The organism is Streptosporangium fragile, from assembly GCF_039534445.1.
Lineage (GTDB): Bacteria > Actinomycetota > Actinomycetes > Streptosporangiales > Streptosporangiaceae > Streptosporangium > Streptosporangium fragile.
Genome location: NZ_BAAAVI010000003.1, coordinates 21,644 through 42,552, shown reverse-complemented (window position 1 = coordinate 42,552; position 20,909 = coordinate 21,644). Strand labels below are relative to the sequence as shown.

Genomic DNA, 20,909 nt, shown 5'->3' with positions numbered 1-20,909 from the left:
GGAGCGGTCATGACCGGTGAACGCGTCAGCGGCCGGTGAACTCGGCCTTGGACCGGTCGGCGAAGGCCCGCATGCCGATCCTGGCGTCGTCGGTGGCGAACAGCCCGGCGAACTGCAGGCGCTCGATCTCCAGACCGGTGTCGAGGTCCGTCTCCAGGCCGTGGTCGATCGCCTTCTTGGCGGCGCGCAGCGACAGGCCCGGCCCGCCGACGAACCGGGCGGCGTAGGCCAGGGCCTCGCCGTAGACGTCGGCGTCCGGTACGACCCGGTCGACGAGGCCGATCCGCAGCGCCTCCTCGGCGGAGACGTGGCGGCCGGTGAAGATGAGGTCCTTGGCCCTGGACGGGCCGATCAGCCGGGGCAGCCGCTGGGTGCCCCCGGCCCCGGGGATGAGGCCGAGCAGGATCTCCGGCTGACCGAGCTTGGCCGACTCCCCGGCGATCCGGATGTCGGCGCACAGGGCCAGCTCGCAGCCGCCGCCCAGCGCGTAGCCGGTGACGGCCGCGATGACGGGCTTGCCGATCCGGGCGACCGCGGTGAAGCAGTCTTGCAGGACCCGGGAGTGGACGGCCATGTCGGCGTACGGCATGTCGGCCATCTCCTTGATGTCCGCGCCGGCCGCGAAGACCTGGCCGCCGTAGAGGACCACGGCGTGCACGGCCGGGTCGGCGTCCACCTGGCGGGCGCACTCGGCGATCTCCAACTGGACCTGCCGGTTGAGCGCGTTCATCTTCGGCCGGTCGAGCCTGATCGTCGCGACCCCGTCAGCCGTCTCCACCCGCACGAACTCGCCCATGGACGTCCTTCCGCCGAGACCCCGCCGCGCCGTCGCGCGACCGGCGCGCCGCCGGTCGCGCGCCGTGCTCCAACATAGAACGCCGCTACGTGGCGGGCAGCACCAGGTCTCTGGTCTCGCCCGCCTGCCGGGGCACCCGGAGGATCGTCCTGCGGTAGATCGCCTCGTACGCGCGGGCCATCACGTCCACGTCGAAGCAGCGCTCCGCCCGGGACCGGCAGGCCCGCGGGTCGAGCGCGCCGGCCGCCTCGACGGCGGCGGGGAGATCCTCGGGGGCGCCGCGGATGAAGCCGGTGACCCCGTCCACGACCACCTCGGGCACGGCGCCCCGGCCGAGGGCGACCACGGGCGTGCCGCAGGCCATGGCCTCGATCATGACCATGCCGAACGGCTCCTCCCAGCGGATCGGGAAGAGCAGGCAGCGGGCCGCCGCCAGCAGCTCGCGCTTGCGGGCGAGGTCCGCCTCGCCGAGGTACTCGGCGCCGGGACCGAGCCTGGGCCGGACGAACTCGTCGAAGTAGTCGTGCTCCACCTGCTCGGTGATCCGCCCGGCGAGCAGGATCCGCCGTCCCGCCGCGCGGGCGGCGTCGATGGCCAGGTGCGCGCCCTTGTCCTCGTTGAACCGGCCGAGCCAGAGCACCCACTCCTCCTTGCGGTCCCGGAACGGGAAGGATCCGACGTCGACGGCGTTGTGCACCACCCCCGCCCAGTTCAGGTCCGGGGCGAGGCGCCGCTGGGCCTCGGAGACGGCGACCACCGAGACACGCGTGCCGAGCGCCCGGTAGTACTCGCCGAACTCCCCGTGCACCCCGCTGTGCGAGGTGACCACGGTCGGCACGGCCTGCCCGTGCGCGGTCAGCGGCCCGGCCAGGGAGTGGTCGTGGACGACGTCCACGTCAAGGGTCGAGCTCAGCGTGTGCGCCTTGGCGGCGTGCAACACCTCCGGCATCGACTCGCCCATCCGCTCGGAGGGCGGCCGCTCGTAGGTGGGCAGGAACCGCGCGGGCGTCCCCGGCGCACCCGCGCCGATCAGGGTCACGTCGTGCCCGTGCCGGACCAGCCCGGTGACCAGGTCGGCCACCATCGACTCGATTCCCCCGTAACCCTGGGGCGGGATGTCGTACCAGGGGGGCGCGACCATCAGGATTCGCAGGCTGTCGGACCATCGCGGGATGCCGTGTGAAGAAGCCATGGCAACCTCTCCCGGAATATGTGAACGGATGACCGGGGGCTCAGGGGGCTCAGGGGGCTCAGGGGGCCCGCCGCAGGGCGGCGGTCATGGGGGTGCGCGGCTCGTGGACGGCGACAATCCCCTCCGGCAGGCCCGTGATGGAGGCGCCGCCGTCGCCGACGTCGATCGTGACCCTGGAGCCCGCGAGAGGCAGGCCCCTGACCCGCAGGCCCTTCAGCCCGGTGGGGGCCAGCCACAGCCGACCGTAGGGGATCCACGGTTCGAGGCGCATGAGGGTCCGGACCAGGTGGATGGGGCTCGCCGCGGCCCACGCCTGCGGCGAGCACGAGGTGGGGAAGGGCACCGGCCGGTGGAACTCGGCCCGGTCGAAGCCGCAGAAGAGCTCCGGCAGCCGCCAGCCGAACGTCTCGGCCGCGTCCAGCAGGCCGGACGCGACCCGCTGCGCCCCCTCCGCGAAGCCGTAGCGCATCAGGCCGGCCGCGACCAGGGCGTTGTCGTGCGGCCAGACCGAGCCGTTGTGGTAGCTCATCGGGTTGTAGGCGCCCATGGTCGAGGCGAGGGTCCGCACGCCGTACCCGGTGAACATCGGGGGCGAGAGCAGGTGCTCGGCGACGGAGGCGGCGCGGTCCTCGTCGACGATGCCGGTCCACAGGCAGTGGCCCATGTTGGAGGCGAGACTGTCGGCGGGACGTCCCGCGCCGTCCAGGGCGATGGCGTAGTAACCCCGGTCCGGCAGCCAGAACCGCTCGTTGAACGCGTCCTTGAGCCGCCCGGCGCGGGAGGTCCACTGCTCCTCCAGGACGGTGTCGCCGCACTCGTGGGCGAAGTGGGCGCGGGCGATGTAGGCGGCGTAGACGTAGCCCTGGACCTCGGCCAGGGCGATGGGCGCGCGGGCGAGGGTGCCATCGGCGAAGGTGACGCCGTCGAAGGAGTCCTTCCACCCCTGGTTGACCAGGCCGTGGTCGGTCTTGCGGCGGTAGGTCAGGAACGGGTTCGCCGACCCGCGGATCCAGTCGAGGGCGGCGTCCGCGTGCGGCATGAGCTCCTCGACGGCCTGCTTGTGCAGGCCCCAGCGGCGCAGTTCGCCCAGGAGCATCACGAACAGCGGGGTCGCGTCGACCGAGCCGTAGTAGGCCTGCCCGCCGTGCGGGGTGGTGCCGGCCTGCGCCCCGAAGCGGAGCTCGTGCAGGATCTTGCCGGGCTCCTCCTCGGTCAGCGGGTCCTCGGCCGTGCCCTGGAGCCTGGCCAGGCGGCACAGCGTGCCGAGCGCCAGCGACTGGTCCATCGGGAGCGCCATCATCGAGGTCAGCAGCGAGTCGCGGCCGAACAGGGTCATGAACCAGGGCGCGCCGGCGGCGACCGTCGGCAGCTCGTCGGGCCGGTCCGCGTCGAACAGCCGCAGCGCCCCGAGGTCCTCCCTCGACCGGCGCAGGACGTGGGAGAGCGCGCGGTTCGGGGTCTTGACGGACGGGCTGAGCCGCTCCCAGTCGGCCCGGCGCCTGACGGGCTCGGCGTGATCGATCGGATGGTGGGTGGCGAACCACGCGGGCGACTCCTCACCCTCCAGGATCGGGTTGACCTGGAGGGTGACGGTCCACTCGCCCCGCGCGGGGACGACGGTCCGGAAGATGAGCACGCCCGGCACGGCGAACGGCGGAGGGTCGGCCACCACCCGGGTGCCGCGGCGACGGCTCGCGGAGACGATCAGCAGCCCCGCCCTGTCGGCCGTCGTCTCCACGTCGCTCACGTGCCGGATCCGCCCGGCCTTCACCTCGAACAGGTCGGCCACGTCGGAGGCGACGTGGATGTCGGCCACGCACCCGGCCGGCTCGTCCGCCAGGTTGCGCAGGGTGAGGTCCTCGCGGAGGCCCCCGCCGACGTAGCGGTCCCGGATCACGAGCAGGCTGCTCTCCGCTCTGCCGGGGCGGGGGGCGGCCCGGCAGAGGAACTTCGTGTGGTACGGCTCGCGGGGCAGCACGCTGAGCGCCTCCACCGGGGTCTCGTCCACCCGGAGTTCCCAGCGCGAGAGCAGCCGGGTGTCGGCGTGGTAGACCCCCTGCGCCCCTCCCTGCATGATGTCGCCGTTGCGCGAGCACACGCAGAAGGAGCTTCCCTCGACCAGGGTGACCGCGGTGTCACCGAGCGAGCCGGGCTGGCCCTCGAACGTCCAGGCGTCCAATGTTCTCTCCGGGGTGCACGAAATATCGGCTATCCACCCATTCCCACCCCAAAGCAGGAAGAACTCCACTGAAGGGCTAATTGTCACGTTTTGCCGGATTAGAGAGATTTCTCGCCAATCATCCGATATCCGGCCAAGGAAGGGCGTCCCGGCCGGGAAGCGGGCCCCACGCGGGGAGAGCAGACTCCGCGCCCGCGAAGAGACGCCCGCCCGGGGAAGGGGGGCACCTCACCCGGGAAGCGCACACCTCATCGGGGAGCGGGCATCTCACTCGGGGAAGCGGCCTCACTCGGGAGAGCGGGCACCTCACCGGGGAGGGCGGGCACCTCACTCGGGGAAGAACAGCACCGGCCCCTGGACCGTGACGCCCACCCGGTCGCCCGGCCGGTGGAGCACGTCGCCCCGCGTACGGGCCCTGACGACCGTCTCCGAGTCCAGCACGACCGTGACCGCCGCGTCGTGGCCGAAGAACTCCACCCGCTCGACCAGCCCGGCCGCGCCCTCCCCCGGCTCGCGGAGCACGAACTGCTCCGGCCGGAGCGCCACCCTGCCCCGGCCCGGGACGCCGTTGGTCCGCTGCGGCAGACTGCCCAGCTCGCAGGAGGCGACGCCGTGGTCCGAGGTGGCCGCCAGGACCACCGCCTCCCCCACGAACGTGGCCACGCCCAGGTCGAACGGCTCGGCGTAGACCGAGATGGGGCTGCCCTCCTGGACGATCCGGCCCTCACGCATGACGGCGACGGTGTCGGCCATGGACAGCGCCTCCTCCTGGTCGTGCGTGACCAGCACGGCGGTGGCCCCCGCCCGCTTCAACGCCGCCCGCACCTCGTCGCGGACGCTCACCCGCAGCGACCGGTCCAGGGCGTTGAACGGCTCGTCCAGCAGCACCACGCCGGGCCGCGGGGCGAGCGCGCGGGCCAGGGCCACCCGCTGCTGCTGCCCGCCGGAGATCTGGTGCGGCATCCGGGCGCCCAGACCGGCCAGGCCGACCAGTTCCAGGCACTCCTCGATCCGTTCCGCGGAGCCACGCGGCAGCCCGAAGCCGACGTTGCGCGCCACCGACAGGTGCGGGAAGAGCGCCGCCTCCTGGGGCACGATCCCGACCTTGCGCCGTTCCGGCGGCAGCCCGGACACCTCGCGGTCGCCGATCCGCACCGAGCCGGAGTCGAGGCTCTCGAACCCGGCGATGATCCGCAGCAGCGTGGTCTTGCCGCAGCCGGACGGGCCCAGCACCGCGGCCAGGTCGCCCTCCTCCACGGTCAGCGACGCGCCGCGCAGCACCCGCGTGCCGCCGAACGACTTGGTCACGTCCGTGACGGTCAGTCTCATGGCGTCTCCTCCAGAGATCGGCGGCCCAGGAGGAACCCCGGGACGGCCGCCAGAAGCATGAGCAGGGCGGCGTACGGCGCGGCGGCCGCGTAGGCGCCGGAGCCGGTCTCCGTCCACAGGCGGGTGGCGAGGGTGTCCATGCCGGTGGGGCGCAGCAGCAGGGTCGCCGGGAGCTCCTTCATCGCGGTCAGGAACACCAGCGCGGCCCCGGCCAGCACCCCGGGCAGCGCCAGCGGCAGGGTCACCGCGCGCACCGCCTGGAGCGGGGTGCGGCCCAGCGACCGGGCGACCTCCTCCAGGACCGGCGGCGACTGGAGCACCGAGGCGCGTACGGCGCCGACCGCGGCGGGCATGAACAGCACCGCGTAGGCGATCACCAGCAGCGGCGACCGCTGGTAGATCGCCGGGACGTAGCGCACGGCGAAGAAGACCAGCGACAGTGCCATGACGATGCCGGGCAGCGAGTGCCCGACATAGGTGGACTGCTCAAGGAAGGTGGCGACCCGGCCGCGGTGCCGGGCCGCGATGATCCCGACCGGGACGGCCAGCGCCGTGGTGAGCAGCGCGCCCGCCGCGGCGACGGCGAGCGTGGCGCCCACCGCCTCCGACAGGTCCACCGGATCCAGCCGGGCCGAGGAGCCGTTCAGGAGCCAGTAGCCGATGCTCGCCAGCGGGAAGCCGACGGCCAGCCCCGCCAGGGCGACGGACCACGCCAGCGCCAGCGCCCTGGGGCCGGGGGCGAGCCGGATCACCGAGGGTCTGCGCGCCGCCCCGCCCCGCATGGCGTACGCGGCCCGGCCCCGGGTGCGGAACTCGGCCACCACGATCAGAAGCGTGACCAGCACCAGCAGCAGCCCCAGCACCGCCGCCGGGGTCCGGTTGAAGCCCGCCCGGTAGGAGGTGTAGATCTGCGTGGTGAAGACGTCCAGACGCATGATGGCCACCGCGCCGAACTCGGAGAGCACGTACATCGCCACCAGCAGCCCGCCCGCCGCCGCGGCGGGCCGCAACTGGCGGAGCACGACCGCGTAACGGCTGCGGCCCAGCGACAGGGCGACCTCCTCGGCCGCCGGGTTCATCCGGCTGAGCGCCGCGGCCACCGGCAGGTAGACGTAGGGGTAGCTGCACAGGGTGAGCACGAGCACCGACCCGGCGAACCCCTCCAGGCCGAGGGCGGCCACCCACGTGTAGGCCGCGACGTAGGACGGCACCGCGAGCGGCAGCGCGGCGAGGACGCCGAACACGCGGCGGCCGGGCATGTCGCTCCTGACCACCAGCCAGGCCAGCGAGACGCCCACGACCACGCACAGCGCGGTCACCACGGCGGCCAGGCCCAGGCTGCGCACGGCCAGCTCCAGCGTCCTGGCCCGCAGCAGGGTCCTGGCCACGGCGTCGAGACCGCCCTCGACCGAGCGCACCGCCAGGTAGGCGACCGGGAGCAGGGCCAGCGCCGCCGTCACTCCGGCGGGCCAGAGCAGCCCCGCGGGAATCCGGCGAGACGACATCTAGACCAGACCCACGTCTTGCAGGAGGGTGATGGTCTGCTCCAGCGAGTCGAGCTTGGACAGGTCGACCTCCGGGCCCTTCAGCGAGTCGAGCGGCGGCAGGCCGGGGGCCGTCGCCACCCCGGAGACCAGCGGATACTCCTTGGTGGTGTCGGCGAAGTACTTCTGCGCGTCGGGGCCGAGCAGGTAGTCGATCGCCTTCCTGGCCGCCTCGGCGTGCTTGGTGTTCTTCAGCTCGCCCACGCCCGCGACGTTGACCAGGGCCCCGGGGTCCCGGCCCGGCAGGTAGGCCAGCCGGGAGGGCACTCCCGCGGTGCCCTGCTCGGCCACCTTCTCGTACCAGTAGTAGTGGTTGATCAGGCCGAGCTGCAGCTTCCCGGCGTCGACGGCGTTGAGGATCTCGACGTTGTTCGGGTAGGTCTGGGTGCCGTTGGCCTTCATCGCCTCCAGCCACTGCCGGGCCTTGTCCTCGCCGGAGACCACGCGCAGCGCGGTGACGAACGCCTGGAACGAGGCGTTGGTCGGCGCCCAGCCGACCTTGCCCCGCCACTTGGGGTCGGTCAGCTCGAAGACGCTCTTGGGCGGCGCGGCGACCGTGCGGGGGTCGTAGACGATCACCCGGGACCGGCCGGAGAGGCCCACCCAGGTCCCCTCCGAGCTGCGGTAGTGGGCCGGAACCCGGCTCAGCAGGTCCTGCGGGACCGGCGCGAGCATCCCGTGCTTGCTCAACGCGCCGAGCGCCCCGGCGTCCTGGGAGAAGAAGAGGTCGGCCCGGGTGTCGGCGCCCTCCTCCAGGATCTGCGCGGCCAGCTCGGCGCTGTCGCCGTAGCGGACCTGGACGTCCAGGCCGGTGGCGGTCTTCAGCTTGTCGAGCAGCGGGCCGACGAGGTTCTCGTTGCGTCCCGAATAGATCACCAGGGAGTTCTCGTCGAAGCTCTCGGCCTCGTCTCCCCCGCCGCAGGCGGACGCGAGCAGCGCCAAGGGGACGAGGGCGGCGGCGACCAGCCTGCGCAGCGACATGGGCGTACTTCCTTCTACTGGCTATCTGCTGCTGTTTGCCACGTGGTGGGTGGCCCGGTCCCGTGCACCGGGTGTCCGGCCGGGGCGTCCCGGCTGATCGGGACTCCCGTCCCCGGGACGCCCCGACCGGCCGGGCACCCGGTCACTCCGAGGAGCTGGAGCTGGAGGAGCCGGAACCACCGTCGTCGTCGTTCTCACCGCCGCAGGCGGCCACGCCGAAGGTCAACGCCCCCGCCATCGCGAGTACCGTCGCCAGCGCGCGGATCGAGGTCCTCTTCATGGGATCTTCCTTTCCCGAGATACGGCATGCCGTACGCGATCAACAGGACGAACACGACCCCCCAGGTCAGGTGGAGCGGCCAGAAACCGCCCCAGCCCAGCCGGTAGTCGGGGAGGACGGGCCGCAGGAGCCGGTAGAGCGGCGAGCCGGCCTGTTCGAAGCCGCTCACCCAGGTGATCCGCCGGGCGTACCCGTCGGCCAGCAACCACGCGTAGTCGACCGTCCCGGCCAGGCCCAGCGCGAGCGCGGCCCAGCGCGTGCGGCCCGGCCGGGCCGCCAGCAGGACGAGGACGAGCAGCAGGGCGAGCGGCAGCACCACCACGAGCTGGCGACCCGGCCACCAGTAGCCGTTCATGGTCAGCGCGACGAACGTCGCGGTCAGCCATCCGGCGGCGAGCGGGAGCAGCAGCACCGCGGCGGACCGGCGCGATATCGCGCCGCGCGGGCGCGGCCCCGCACCGCGCGGGCGCAGGCACCACAGCGCGAAGCCCGCGGCGGGCAGGAGCAGCAGCCAGGCGGGCTGCCAGGCCGCCAGGCCGTACCCCCGGTCGACCATCAGCCCGATGAGGCGCGAGGCCCGCCCGACGTAGTTGGGGTTGAAGCCCATCACGCCGAACTCGCCGGACTCCTGGAAGTGGTCGCCGCTGGCGTAGACCGTCCAGCCGCCCCAGACGAGGCGGTGGATCACCAGGTAGACGACGCCCATGGCGGCGAACCAGCCCGCGAGCGCCACCGCCGGCCGCCGGCCGCCCCCCGGCCGGCCGAGCCGCCACAGCCGCCACAGGGCGAGGCCCGCGAGCACCGCGGTCACCGGCGCGTACTTCACCGACAGCCACGGCAGCGCGATGATCACCAGCCCGAACGCCGCGACGCCCCGACCGCGCGGGCGGTCGCCGGACGCGAAGGCGGGGCCGGTCAGCAGGGCCACGGCGGCGAGGACGGCCAGGGCCGCCGGCAGCTCGGGGTAGACCTGCTGGCCGTAGACGGCGAGGGGCGCCGAGGCCGCGGCGAGGGTCACCCCCACCGTGGCGAGCCGGAGCGGGACCGCGAACCGGTGGACCGCCGTCCACAGGGTCAGCGCGGCGAGCACCCCGGCCATGACCGCCAGGGCCGCCTTGGCCGCGATCCAGCCTCCGAGCCCCATCGGGAGGGCGAGCAGGATCGGCAGCAGCGGATCATGCGGGCTGATCTGCGTGCCGTCGGCGAGGACCTCCGTCTGGACCGGCAGGGGCTCGGTCCCCGCCCACGGCGCCCAGCGCCGCCGGTCGAGCTCGTCGGTGATGTCGAGGTCGAAGTCCTCGAAGATCGACAGGGCGGTCAGCAGGTACTGCGGCTCGTCGACCGCCACATGGCCGCCGAAGCGGGCGCGCACCCCGATGCCGAGGAGCGCGGCCACCGTGCCGACCACCCCGGCCAGGACCGCGGCCCGGACCGCCGACCGGCTCTTGGACCGCTCCAACCGCGTTTCGCCCGCGCCGCGCTCCGGGATCCCCGTCCCCGCCCGGGCCACCCGCCCGGTCATGTCGCCTCCGCCAGGGAGGAGAGCACGGCCGCTCCCCGGACGGCGGCGCGGAGACCGGGCCCGGCGGGCCCGGCGCCGACGACGGGGCCCGCGGCGGACGCGCCGACGGCGACGGGCTCGCGGACCTTCCCGGAGCGGTCACCGGGGGCGGCCGGCGCCGAGGCCGCGGCCTGGCGGCGGACGAGGTCGAGGAGGTCGGTCTCGGGCGTCCAGCCGACCAGGGAGCGCAGACGGGAGGTGTCGGCCAGGGAAGCACCGGGCTCCACGGGGGACGCGGGCTCGACGGCGAAGGACACCTCGGCGCCGAGTGCCTCCGCCACGGCGGCGGCCAGGGCGCGCAGGCTGTGGCCCCGTCCGGTGCCGATGTTGACCGTGCCCTGGGCGCCTCGGGCCACCAGGTCGGTCATCGCGCGGGCGACCTGCCGGACGTCGGTGACGTCGCGGGTGCGGTCGAGCGAGCCGAGCACCCGTAGCGGGCGGCCCTCGCGGGCCGCGGCCAGCCACTGCGACAGGGCCATGTCGGGCCGCTGGCCCTCGCCCGCCACGGTGAACGGCCGGACCACGGTGGTCAGCCCGCCGCGGGCGATCCGCTCGGCGCACAGCCGCTCCAGCAGCGTCTTGCTCTCGGCGTAGCCACCGGCGGGCCGGGGCGGATCGGACTCGCGGCTCGGCCACCCGCCGCGGGCCCCGCCGTACACCGAGCTGGAGGAGGCGACGAGCAGCGGCACGGAGGGCGGCACGGCGGCCAGCACGCGGGCCCCGGCCAGGACGTTGTCGCGGTGGCGGCGCCGGGCGACGCCGGGACGGCGGTCGCGCACGCCGGGGCAGCCGGCCAGGTGGTAGACCACGTCGGCGCCGTCGAGGGCGGCGCGCACGAGCCCGTCGTCGTCGAGGAGGTCGGCGGTGAGGACGGTCAGGCCGGGCCTGGCGGGCTGGGGGATCCGGTCGATGCCGACGACGTTCTCACCGGCCTCGATGAGGGTGCGCGTCAGCATCCGGCCGATGAACCCGGCGGCTCCGGTCACGATGGATGACACCCTCTGCCCTCTCCGTAGCCTCACTAAAGGTAGCCTAACCTCACTTATTGAGAGCATAAAGCTTCATGTGAGGACACCCATGGCCGACCCCGCTCCGGCCGCGTCACCCGACCCGGCGCCGCCACCCGCCCCGGTCCCGGACTCCCCGCGCCCCGCGGCCGCGTCACCCGACCCGGCGGCCGGGGCGCCGGCGTCACCGGGTTCCGGGGCCCCGGCGGGCCGCCGGTCACCGCTCGCGTGGGCGCGGCGCGCGGCCGGGCTGGTGGTCCTCGCCGTCGCCGTCGGCTACCTCACCCGCACGGTCTCGGGGCCCGACCTGGCCTCCGCCTCGCTGGCGCTGCTGCGTGACCCGCCGGGGGTGCTGGCCGCCCTCGCGCTGTACGGATGCGCGTTCGCGCTGCGGGCGTGGTCGTGGCGGTGGGTGCTGCCCGGCCTGTCGCCCGGCCAGTCGTGGGCCGCCCTGCACGTCTCCCTGCTGGGCAACCACGTCCTGCCGTTCCGGCTGGGCGAGGCCCTGCGGGTGACCTCGGTCCTGCGCAGGACCGGCCTGCCGGCCGCCCCGGTGGTCGCCTCGACCGTCACCCTCCGCGCGGCCGACCTGGTCGCGGTGTTCCTGCTCGCCGCGGCCGGCGCCCCGGCTCTGGTCTCGGCCCTCGCCGGCCCCTGGCTCGGGCCGGTGCTCGGCGGCCTCACGCTGGTCATGGTCGCCGCGGGGATCTGGTTCCTGCGCTCGCACCCCCGCCCGGCGGGCCGCGGGCCGGCGGGCTCCGGCCCGGGACGGCGGACGGCGGCGGCGCTGCCGGTCGCGTTCCTCGCCGCGATGGCGGCGTGGGTGCTGGAGTCGGCGGTCGTGTACGAGGTCGCCCGGCTGGCCGGGGTGGCGCTGTCGCCGGCCGAGGCGGTGGCGGTGACGGCCGTGACCATCGCCGCCCAGACGGTGGCCGTCACGCCCGGCGGGTTCGGCTCCTACGAGGCCGCGGCCACCGCCGCGCTGTCCGCCCTCGGCGTCGCGTCCGGCCCCGCGTTCGCCGTCGCCCTGCTCACCCACGCCCTCAAAACGGTCTACTCGCTCCTTGTCGGAGGTACCGCTCTCATGATCCCCTCCCCTGGTTACTTCGGCCGCCTGAGACTCGACCGGGTGCTCCCCGCACGTCCGCAGCCGCTGCCGGTCGCCGCGGACGCGCCCGTGGTGGCGTTCATCCCCGTGTTCAACGAGGAGGAGACGGTCGGCGAGGTCGTGCGCCGCCTGCCGGCCGCGGTCGCCGGGCGCCGCCTGGTCACGATCGTGGTGGACGACGGCTCCACCGACGCGTCGGCCGCGCGGGCGGGCGAGGCGGGCGCCCGGGTGGTCTCCCAGGTGCGCAACCTCGGGCTGGGCGCCGCGGTGCGGCGCGGACTGGCCGAGGCGGTCAGGCTCGACCCCGCCGCCGTGGTCTATCTGGACGCCGACCTGGAGTACTTCCCCGAGGACATCGAGCAGGTCGCGGCGCCGGTCCTCACCGGCGAGGCCGACTACGTGGTGGGCTCCCGGTTCGCCGGGACCATCGAGCGGATGCTCCCGCAGCGACGGCTGGGCAACCGCGTGCTCACGGCCTGGGTCCGCTGGATGACCCGGCAGGAGGTGACCGACGGGCAGAGCGGCTACCGCGCCTTCTCCCCCTCGGCGGCCCGCGCCGCCGAGGTCGTCCACGACTACAACTACGCCCAGGTCCTCACTCTGGACCTGCTCGCCAAGGGGTACGTCTACCGCGAGGTCCCGATCCGCTACGCGTTCCGCTCCACCGGCCGGTCCTTCATCAGGCTCGGCAGCTACCTCCGCAAGGTCATCCCCGCCGTCCACCGCGAACTGAACTCCCCCTGACGGCGGAGATCGCCGGGCCCGGACGGCGCGGGCCCGGCGGCACCCCGCCGGACCCGCGCGAGCGGCCTACCCTCCGGCGACGAACACCACGTCGACCCAGTAGTTGCTGGCCTGGTAGCTCTTCGACGGGAAGGCGTTCGTCGCGCGGTACCGGTACACGCCGTTGCCCCCTTCCGCGCCGTTCGCCAGGGCGACGAGCGGGCCGTTGGTGTACTGCGTGGTGAAGTACGACCTGTTCAGCGCGTAGAACCCCGACGTCGTGTGGTACGAGACCACGTAGGTGGTGCCGGCGGTGATCGCGACCGGCGTGGTGAAGTTCATCCGCTGCCAGCCGCTCGCCGTCTCGTTGGTGAACGTCGCCGACGCCAGCAGCTGGCCGCCGCTGGTCCACAGGCTCCCGGTGTGGGTCCCGGTGTTCTGCGGGCCCTTGTAGAACCGGACGCCCCTGACCGTCCCGCTCACCGTCGCCCTGAACTTCAGCCCCACCGTGACGGCTCGCGGGTCGTCCGCCGACGGCACCGCCGGGACCGTCGTGTCGTCCCACAGGCTGCTCTCCGTGCCGGGGGTCGGAGTGATCGTGGGGGTCGGGGTGATCGTGGGGGTGACCGTCGGGGTCGGGCCGGAGGGCGTGAAGACGACGTCCACCCAGTAGTTGCTCGCCTGGTACGTACGGTCGGGGAAGATGGTGCCCGTCGCGTACCGGTAGACGCCGTTGCCGCCGTCCGTCCCGTTGGCCAGGGCCGTGAGCGGCCCCCGCGTGAACGCGCTCGTGAAGTACGCGACGTCCTGGGCGTATCCGCCGTTGGGCGCGAAGTAGGAGGCCACGTACGTGGTGTCGGCGTTCACCGGGACCGGGGTGGCGAAGTTCACCTGCTGCCAGCCGCTCGAGGTCTCGCCGGTGAACGTCGCCCTCGCCAGGAGCTGCCCGGTGGAGGTCCAGAGGTTGCCGACGTGCGTGCCGGTGTTGAGCGACCCCTTGTAGAACCTGATCCCCGAGATGGTCCCCTGGCCGGAGGTCCGGAACTTCACCCCGAGCTCGACCGAGCCGGGGTCGTCGGCCGAGGTCACGGTGGGCACCGTGGACGCCGGCCAGATGGTGCAGGGGCACGTCGCGGTGCCGACGGTGACGGTCCTCGTGGTCGGGGTCCCCTGGATGTTGCCGCTGTCGTCGACCGCCCGAACCCGGATCGTCTGTGTGCCGCTGCCCTCGGGCGTCCACGCGTACTGCCAGTTGCTCCGCCCCGTCGCCTGGCGCCACCGGACGCCGCCGTCGACCGACACCTCGACCGCGGCCACCACCCCGCCGCCGGTGTCGGCCGCCGTCCCCTCGATCGTGACGGTCGTCCCGGCCTGCAGGGAGGCGCCCTGGGGCGGGTTGACGATCACCGAGGTCGGCGGGGTGGTGTCCGTCGACGCCGTCGCCGGGACGAGACCGGGCTGGAGGCTGGCCGGCTGGGCGTTCATGTCGGCCAGGAGGTTGACCGTCGCCTGCTGCATCCTGACGTCCGTGGGGGTGCCCGCCCGGTCGTGGGTGGCGTCCAGCCCCCACGGCCACTGGACCGTGCCGGCGCCGAAGACGAGGGCGCCGCTCGGGGCCCGGTAGAGGGTCAGGCTGTGCGTGGCGGTCCCGGAGCCGTAGGTGCTCCCGAAGTCGAGCAGGTACTTGGTGGACTGGAACACCGTCGTCCGGGAGAGCCGCACCGTCCCCGGCGGTTCGAAGTCGTCGTCCGGCGCCTGGTCCCACTCGAACCCGAGCGTTCCCGCGGGGAACGTCGCGGTCTGCCCGGGTTGCAGGCTCGCCACGGACGTGTTGCGCCAGAACCGCATCGGGGCGAACTCCCCCGGGACGGTGATCGCGTCGTTGACGGTGCCGTTGACGATGAAGATGGTCCCGGTCACGCGGTTCTCCGGCCTGCCCCCGTCCGACGGCGGCGAGAACCGCGGGTCGCGCCACGTGCCGGTCCACAGCGGGCTGGGGTCGATCTTGGCGTTGGCGTGCGTCTCCTTGTAGCAGACGAGCGTCCGGGTCGGGGTGTCCGTCCCGTCGATGCTCGGCTCCCACCGGGTCTTCCAGAAGATCTCGTTGCCGGAGAAGAACGCGACGTTGACGCCGTTGTCCCGGGCGTTCTCGACGTTGTTCCGCATCTCGTTCGACCAGTACTCGTCATGGCCGACGGACAGGAAGACCCGGTGCTCCAGCAGTTCCTGGCCGCGCGTGACGGTGTCCACGTCGGTGGTGTAGCTCACGTCGTACCCGTTGGCCTCCAGCCACCGGATCATGGGGTACTCGGAGTTGAAGAAGAAGGTCTCCGGCGCGTCGCTGCTGGCCGTGCCGCGCGTGCGGAACGGGCGGTTGTAGCTGACCTTGTAGGCGCGGCCCGCGGGCTCGCCGAAGTAGAGGCTGTTCCCGCCGTACCTGTTGTACGCCTGCCAGGTGGCGTCGGAGGTCTTCATCAGCAGGTCCGACCCCCGGGTGTCGTCCCGGACCACGAAGATGATGTGGCTGGCGCCGCTCGTCCCGTCCTCCCGGACGAGCTTGGCGATGTAGACCCCGGAGACGGCGTCGGCGGGCACCGCCCAGGAGGCCGACTCCCCCCAGTTGCCGCAGTCGACCAGTCCGGTCGTCGTCTCCTCCACACACTGGGGCTGCGCCTGCGGCAGGGGGACGGACGGGGCGAGCGTCGTGATCTTCCGCGCGCCCATTCCGCCGTAGTAACCGATGCGGTAGACGTCGAGGCGGTAGTCGGTGGCCACGGTGTCGACCTTGAAGCGGACGGTCTCTCCCTTGCCGACGCTCATCTGCGTCGTGTAACCCTGGATCGTCGAACTGCCCGATCCCGAGACGTCCCACTCGCTGGGAGGGTTGCCGGGTTTGCTGTTCTCCAGGCAGATGACCGAGGTCGGCGGGCAGGCGGCGGCGACGTTCCCGCCGCCGGCACGGGTTCCCGCACGGATCTCGCGTGCCTGCCTCCGCGCCCCCTCCGCGGCGAGGGCGGCGAAGTCCGGGGCGCTCCGCGCCGCGCCCACCGCGGCGACACCCGACGGCGCCTCGCCTCCGGACGGCACGACACCCGAGGGCACGACACCGGACGGCGTGGCGGACGGCGCATCGCCCGCCAGGGCCACGGCGGTGACCTGCGGTGGACGGCCACCGGGCGGCTGCCCGCCGGCCTCCGCGCCCGGTACGCCCACCGGCGCGCACGCCACGTTCGCAGCCACGGAGAGGACCAGCCCCATCCGGAACAGCCGGCGTCTGCGGCCGGCCCTCTTCTCACGGTCCGACACGTGCACCCCCGACCGCGCTCCCCCGCGCCCGTATCGGGCAAAGGGCGGCGGAAACGTAGTGATCATCGATTCAGTGAGGCATGTTACGGTCCGTGACCAGGCACTTCTGGGGTGATCGGCGATATGACGGCATCCCATGTGAAATGGGCGTGTCGCTGCCGATCATGAAGAAAGTCCTCGCGATACCGCCGGGGAGATCCCCGGGATTCGCCACGCCCGCCCCACCGCGGTCCCGGGGCGGTCCCCGCTGCGGGCCGGAGGGCGGCGGCTCGGTCTCCGGCGACCTGGCGGACGAAACGCCCCGGCTCGGTCTCCGACGACGTGACGGGCAAACCGCCCCGGCTCAGTCTTCGACGACGTGGCGGGCGAAGCGCGCGCGGGCGGCCCGCCAGGCGGGGGCGTCCCAGCCGCCGGAGGTGAGGGAGTCGACGGCGTCGTAGCCCATGGCCATGGCGTGGTGGGTGTTGTCGTGGGCGAACAGGCCCAGCCGGCCGAAGGTGGTCACGTTGGGGACGGTGCCCGCCCAGGCGTCCAGGCCGGCCAGGTGGGCGGCGTAACCGGTCTCGTAGACGGGGTAGACGTGGGGCACCCGGCGCACGGCGATCTCCGCCAGGCGGAGCGGGGGCAGGCCGGAACGGGCCAGGGTGTCGTGGACGATCCCGGAGAAGTCGTCGGTGGTCCAGATCTCGTCGCCCACCGCGCAGGGGATCTCGAAGCAGAGCACCGTGCGGTCGGCGGGGTCGGCGGCGCTGACGCGGTAGTTGGCGGGTTCGGAGACGCGTGTGACCGGGGTGCCGGGGCCGGGCAGGTAGTGCGCGTCGAACGGCGTCCACCTGCCGCCCTCGTGCACCGCGTAGACCAGCGCCATCGCCCGGAAGCGCAGCCGCGCGGCCGCCTCGACGACCCCCGCCGGAGGCCCCGGCTCCACCAGCCGGGCCAGCGCGGGCATCGGGATCGTGGAGAACACCCGCCCGGCCGTGAACTCCTCTCCCGCGCCGCGGGGAGCCGCCACTCCCGGCGGAGCGCCGCGCCCCGCGGGACCCGCGCCGCCGGGCGCGGCTCCGGGGACGGCCGGCGGTGCGGTGCGCAGCAGGACGCCCTCGGCGGTGGGGGCGATGCGGGTGCAGGCCGTGCCGAGGCGGATGTCGGCTCCCGCGGCGGCGGCCGCGTCGGCGAGGGCCTCGACGATCTGCCCGAAACCGCGCCGGGGGTAGTGGAAGACGCGCCCCTGCCCGTCGGGCCGGCCACGCAGGACGCGCCGGGCGATCTTCCAGGGGCTGTCTGCGGTGACGCGCTTGCGCGCCTGGTCACCGTCGATCTCCTCGCCCGGCAGGCCCCAGAGCTTGACCGCGTACGGCGCGTAGAGGGCCTCGTAGAGGGCCGGGCCGAGGCTCGCCCTGAGCGTCTCGGCGTAGGCGGCACCGGGGCCCGCGTTCCGCAGCGGGGCCGTGAGCGCGTCACGGGCGACCCCCGCCAGCAGCCGCGGGGGCAGGCGTCCGGCCAGTTCCCCGGCTTTCAGCGGGAAGCCCACGAACCGGTCGGCGATCCTCAGGCGTCCGTTGCGGGGCCGTTGCTGGAGGTCGTCACCGAGAAGCCCGCGCAGGTCGGCCAGGAGGTGCGCCGGGGTCGCCGGGTGCAGCCGGTGGCTGCCGTGGTCCACCCGGACGCCGGCCACCTCGAAGCTCGCCGACAGGCCGCCCACGTGGCCGGCCCGCTCCAGCACCGTCACCGAGAGCCCGCGGAGCGCCGCCCGCCAGGCGGCGGCCAGGCCGGACGGCCCGGCGCCCATCACGACGAGATCCGCGCTCTTCCCCATAGCGGGCCAAGGATACCGACCTCGCCGTACCGGGGAACCCCTCGCACGTCGTCCGCGCCGCCACCGGTCGGCGGTGCGCGGTGACCGGCCGCCCGGACGACCGGCCGGCCGTCCGGTACCTCGGCCTCGGCCGGAAAGCCCGGTCCTCCGGCCCTGCCGGCTGGCCCGCGGTGGTCCCGCCGCGCGGCCCGGGGAGCGTCCCGGGCCGGCGCGCGATCTCAGCGCAGGGTGCCGTTGGTCATGCCCGCGGGCTCCTCGGGCACCGCGACCAGGCCCAGCTCGGCCGGGGACGCCACCAGGGGGTGGTGGGGCACGACGCGGACGGTGTAGCCGAAGGAGCCGGTCCGGTCGAGCGGGACGGTCCCGGTGAAGACCGCCCGGCCGTCGTCTCCGACGGACTCGACGGCCAGATCGGCGTGGACGGGGGCGATCAGCTCGTCGTGGAGCCCCACCCGGCCGTAGGCCGCCTGGACCCGGACGTCGCCGGGCTCCAGCTCGCCGAGGGCGATGGTCGCCTTCAGGTCCAGGGACGCGCCGAGCTCGGGGGTGTCGCCCACTCCGGAGGCCTCCACGTGCTCGACCCGGACGCCCGGCCACGCCCGGCCGACCCGGAGCTTCCAGGCGGCGAACCCCTTGGCGGGCTCGTACCCGTCGTCCAGCAGGGCGCGGGCGGACCTGGCGGCCGGGGCGTAGAGGTCGACCACGTAGTCGCGGAGCATCCGCCCGGCGAGCACCTTGGGCCCGAGCGAGGTCAGGGTGTGGCGGACCATCTCCAGCCAGCGCCGGGGCAGGCCGTCGGTGCGGTCGTAGAACCGGTCGGCCACCTCGTGCTCGATCAGGTCGTAGAGCGCGGCGGCCTCCAGCTCGTCGCGGCGCTCGGGGTCGGTCACGCCGTCGGCGGTGGGGATGGCCCAGCCGTTGGTGCCGTCGTACCACTCGTCCCACCAGCCGTCGCGGATGGACAGGTTGAGCCCGCCGTTGAGCGCCGCCTTCATGCCGGAGGTGCCGCACGCCTCCAGCGGGCGGAGCGGGTTGTTCATCCACACGTCGCAGCCCTGCACCAGCAGCTGGCCCAGGGCCATGTCGTAGTCGGGCAGGAAGACGATGCGGTGCCGGACGTCCTCGGAGTCGGCGAACTTCACGATCTGCTGGATGAGCTTCTTGCCGCCCTCGTCGGCCGGGTGGGCCTTGCCCGCGATCACGATCTGCACCGGCTTGGCGGGGTCGAGCAGGAGCGCGCGGAGCCGGTCGGGGTCGGACAGCATCAGGGTGAGCCGCTTGTAGGAGGGCACCCGGCGGGCGAACCCGATGGTCAGCACCTCGGGGTCGAGGGCGTCGTCGATCCAGTTCAGCTCGGGCGGGGAGGCGCCGCGGTCGATCCACGACCGGCGGAGCCGCGCCCGCGCCGCCTCGACCAGCCTGGTGCGCAGCCGCCCGCGGATCCCCCAGATGTCGGCGTCGGAGATCTTGTGGACGCCCTCCCACCCCTGGGCCCGCTCGACCAGGGTGGGCAGCTCGCGCCCGGCCAGCTCCATGATCTCGCGGCCGACCCACGTGGGGGCGTGCACGCCGTTGGTGATCGAGCCGATCGGGATCTCCTGGACGTCGAAGCCCGGCCACAGCCCCTGGAACATCCCGCGGCTGACGGCGCCGTGCAGCTCGGAGACGCCGTTGACCCGCTGGGCCAGCCGCATGCCCATCGCGGCCATGTTGAACTTGCCGGGCTCGTCCTCGGCGCCGAGGGCCAGGATGCGGTCGACGGGGACCGTGGGCCAGGCGTTGTCACCGCCGAACTGGCGGGCGATCATCTCCGCGGGGAAGCGGTCGATCCCGGCGGGCACCGGGGTGTGGGTGGTGAAGACGGTGCCGGCCCGGACCGCCTCCAGCGCCTCGTCGAAGGAGAGCCTGGCCTCGGTGAGCTCACGGATGCGCTCCAGGCCGAGGAAGCCCGCGTGGCCCTCGTTGGTGTGGAACACCTCGGGCTCGGGGTGGCCGGCGACCCGGCAGTACGCCCGGATGGCGCGCACGCCGCCGACGCCGAGCAGCAGCTCCTGCAGCAGGCGGTGGTCGGTGCCGCCGCCGTACAGGCGGTCGGTGACGTCGCGGGCGGCGTTGTCGTTCTCGGCCACGTCGGAGTCGAGCAGCAGCAGCGGGACCCGGCCCACGTGGAGCACCCACACCTGGGCGTGGAGCGTGCGCCGCTCCGGCAGGCTGAGCCTGATCCGGATCGGTGTGCCGTCCTCCTCCCGCAGGAGGGTCAGCGGCAGGCCGCCGGGGTCGAGGGAGGGGTAGTGCTCCAGCTGCCAGCCCTCGGGCGACAGGGACTGGGTGAAGTAGCCGTGCCGGTAGAGCAGGCCGACGGCCAGGATCGGCACCCCGAGGTCGCTGGCCGCCTTCAGGTGGTCGCCGGCGAGGATGCCCAGTCCGCCGGAGTACTGCGGCAGGGCGGCGGCGATGCCGTACTCGGGTGAGAAGTAGGCGATGGCCCGCGGGGCGTCCGGGATGGTTTGGTACCACCGGGGGGCGGTCATGTATTCGCGGAGGTCGTCGGCCGCGTCGGCGAGGCGCCGGAGGAAGCGGCGATCGGCGGCGAGCTCGCGCAGGCGGTCGGCCTCCACGGCCCCGAGCAGGGCGACGGGGTCATGGCCGACGCGCTCCCAGACGGCCGGATCGACCTCGGCGAACAGATCCAAGGTCTCGGGATGCCACGACCAGCGGAGGTTGAGGACGAGCTCGCCGAGGGCGGCCAGCTCCGGGGGCAGGACGGTGCGGACGGTGAACCTACGGATTGCTCTCACGAGGCCAGACCCTAGTTACTCAGCGCCGCAAGGGCGACCCAAACACTCACGGGTCTCCACCTCACCGCTATCCACCAGCCCCAAACACATCAAAGGCAGGTGATCGACTGTGAGGGCAACTCGCCGAAGAGTAAGAGGTTCCGCACTCTTCCACCGGTACGCATGAAGATGGACTATTGGGGCAACGGACCTACAAGCCTGAACGCGCCGCCCCGGGGACCGGACACCCGAGCGGGGCGGGGCATCGCCCTGCCCCGGGGCCGGTCATGGGGATGCTTGAAAAAACGAA

At 73.7% G+C, this 20,909-nt stretch carries 12 protein-coding genes; 1 reads left to right on the top strand and 11 read right to left on the bottom strand.

All coding sequences use genetic code 11. The features are described 5' to 3' along the window. Positions 1 to 25: 25 nt before the first annotated feature. The 8 genes from ABD841_RS02955 to ABD841_RS02920 form a co-directional block, all read right to left on the bottom strand. Positions 26 to 796, bottom strand: coding sequence for an enoyl-CoA hydratase/isomerase family protein (locus ABD841_RS02955; RefSeq protein WP_344967556.1), 771 nt, complete (start codon positions 794 to 796; stop codon positions 26 to 28). Positions 797 to 881: 85 nt separating this feature from the next. Continuing rightward, positions 882 to 1,988 carry a glycosyltransferase family 4 protein gene (locus ABD841_RS02950; protein WP_344967554.1) on the bottom strand — a complete coding sequence of 369 codons (1,107 nt, stop codon included), beginning with the start codon at positions 1,986 to 1,988 and terminating at the stop codon, positions 882 to 884. Positions 1,989 to 2,046: 58 nt separating this feature from the next. Then, positions 2,047 to 4,167: an amylo-alpha-1,6-glucosidase gene (locus tag ABD841_RS02945; RefSeq protein ID WP_344967552.1), complete on the bottom strand. Its 2,121-nt coding sequence runs from the start codon at positions 4,165 to 4,167 to the stop codon at positions 2,047 to 2,049. Between the two features lie 327 nt (positions 4,168 to 4,494). Continuing rightward, positions 4,495 to 5,496 (bottom strand): ABC transporter ATP-binding protein, encoded by a 1,002-nt coding sequence (locus ABD841_RS02940; RefSeq protein ID WP_344967550.1) that lies wholly within the window; start codon positions 5,494 to 5,496, stop codon positions 4,495 to 4,497. Beyond that, positions 5,493 to 7,001 (bottom strand): ABC transporter permease, encoded by a 1,509-nt coding sequence (locus ABD841_RS02935; protein ID WP_344967548.1) that lies wholly within the window; start codon positions 6,999 to 7,001, stop codon positions 5,493 to 5,495. Before ABD841_RS02935 ends, ABD841_RS02940 begins: the two co-directional genes overlap by 4 nt. Continuing rightward, on the bottom strand, positions 7,002 to 8,021 hold the full coding sequence (locus ABD841_RS02930; RefSeq protein ID WP_344967546.1) for an iron ABC transporter substrate-binding protein: 1,020 nt from the start codon (positions 8,019 to 8,021) through the stop codon (positions 7,002 to 7,004). Positions 8,022 to 8,215: 194 nt separating this feature from the next. Beyond that, positions 8,216 to 9,823 carry a hypothetical protein gene (locus tag ABD841_RS02925; protein ID WP_344967544.1) on the bottom strand — a complete coding sequence of 536 codons (1,608 nt, stop codon included), beginning with the start codon at positions 9,821 to 9,823 and terminating at the stop codon, positions 8,216 to 8,218. Further along, positions 9,820 to 10,860, bottom strand: coding sequence for an NAD-dependent epimerase/dehydratase family protein (locus tag ABD841_RS02920; RefSeq protein ID WP_344967542.1), 1,041 nt, complete (start codon positions 10,858 to 10,860; stop codon positions 9,820 to 9,822). Before ABD841_RS02920 ends, ABD841_RS02925 begins: the two co-directional genes overlap by 4 nt. Positions 10,861 to 10,927: 67 nt before the next feature. Between ABD841_RS02920 and ABD841_RS02915 the strand changes: the two genes are divergently transcribed. Beyond that, entirely contained in the window at positions 10,928 to 12,721 is a 1,794-nt protein-coding gene (locus ABD841_RS02915; RefSeq protein ID WP_344967540.1) for a lysylphosphatidylglycerol synthase domain-containing protein, read from the top strand. A gap of 66 nt (positions 12,722 to 12,787) precedes the next feature. Here ABD841_RS02915 and ABD841_RS02910 read toward each other — a convergent pair whose 3' ends face one another. From ABD841_RS02910 to glgP, 3 genes are all read right to left on the bottom strand, one after another. Further along, positions 12,788 to 15,940 carry a DUF4082 domain-containing protein gene (locus tag ABD841_RS02910; protein ID WP_344967538.1) on the bottom strand — a complete coding sequence of 1,051 codons (3,153 nt, stop codon included), beginning with the start codon at positions 15,938 to 15,940 and terminating at the stop codon, positions 12,788 to 12,790. Between the two features lie 409 nt (positions 15,941 to 16,349). Further along, positions 16,350 to 17,822 (bottom strand): FAD-dependent oxidoreductase, encoded by a 1,473-nt coding sequence (locus ABD841_RS02905; protein WP_344967536.1) that lies wholly within the window; start codon positions 17,820 to 17,822, stop codon positions 16,350 to 16,352. A 218-nt stretch (positions 17,823 to 18,040) separates the two neighbouring features. Continuing rightward, positions 18,041 to 20,620, bottom strand: coding sequence for an alpha-glucan family phosphorylase (gene glgP, locus ABD841_RS02900; RefSeq protein ID WP_344967534.1), 2,580 nt, complete (start codon positions 20,618 to 20,620; stop codon positions 18,041 to 18,043). Between the last annotated feature and the right edge of the window lie 289 nt (positions 20,621 to 20,909).

What these genes read in the sequence shown, in the direction of transcription:
- ABD841_RS02925 (WP_344967544.1), bottom strand. Translation starts at nt 9,823, where the DNA reads ATGACCGGGCGGGTGGCCCGGGCGGGGACGGGGATCCCGGAGCGCGGC.
- ABD841_RS02950 (WP_344967554.1), bottom strand. Translation starts at nt 1,988, where the DNA reads ATGGCTTCTTCACACGGCATCCCGCGATGGTCCGACAGCCTGCGAATC.
- ABD841_RS02955 (WP_344967556.1), bottom strand. Translation starts at nt 796, where the DNA reads ATGGGCGAGTTCGTGCGGGTGGAGACGGCTGACGGGGTCGCGACGATC.
- ABD841_RS02935 (WP_344967548.1), bottom strand. Translation starts at nt 7,001, where the DNA reads ATGTCGTCTCGCCGGATTCCCGCGGGGCTGCTCTGGCCCGCCGGAGTG.
- ABD841_RS02930 (WP_344967546.1), bottom strand. Translation starts at nt 8,021, where the DNA reads ATGTCGCTGCGCAGGCTGGTCGCCGCCGCCCTCGTCCCCTTGGCGCTG.
- ABD841_RS02940 (WP_344967550.1), bottom strand. Translation starts at nt 5,496, where the DNA reads ATGAGACTGACCGTCACGGACGTGACCAAGTCGTTCGGCGGCACGCGG.
- ABD841_RS02905 (WP_344967536.1), bottom strand. Translation starts at nt 17,822, where the DNA reads ATGGGGAAGAGCGCGGATCTCGTCGTGATGGGCGCCGGGCCGTCCGGC.